Here is a 562-nt window from a genome sequence, read left to right on the forward strand (position 1 = left end):
GGCAGCGACTGCGCGCCGCGCGGCCCGCCCCGCGGGTGGTCTCGCACCGTCGGAACGTCGTGGCACCGAACCCTTGCGACAGGACACAAGGTGTCCTATGGTGAACATAGTTTCCTCGCAGAGGTGCTGCGCACAGCAGGCGCAACGCCGGACGACGGGGCGCGTCGGCATCGCCGGCGCCTCGGAACTGGAGCAGACCATGGCAAACACGCTGCAGGACTCGAAGGCCGTGCTCGTGGACCGCGCCGAGCAGCAGATGAACGGCCACTTCGGAGACTCGAAGCTGACCACCCGCCAGAAGATCGCCCTGACCTGCCGCATCGCCTACGACGGCGGACACGATTCGGGACTGGCCGGCCAGATCAGCGCGCGCGGCCCGCAACCCGGCACGTACTACACCCAGCGTCTGGGCCTCGGCTTCGACGAGATCACCCAGGACAACCTCCTCCTGGTGGACGAGGACCTCCAGGTCCTTGAGGGCGAGGGCATGCCCAACCCCGCCAACCGCTTCCACTCCTGGATCTACCGGGCCCGTGAGGACGTCAACTGCATCGTCCACACC

1 protein-coding gene is annotated in these 562 nt (G+C 67.8%); it reads left to right on the top strand.

Going from position 1 to position 562, the window contains the following annotated elements; genetic code table 11:
* Positions 1–199: 199 nt before the first annotated feature.
* Positions 200–562, top strand: a 363-nt coding sequence (locus KUM32_RS36275; protein ID WP_217146154.1) for a class II aldolase/adducin family protein, incomplete at its 3' end; no start/stop codon positions are given.

This window comes from Streptomyces sp. AC627_RSS907, assembly GCF_019049165.1.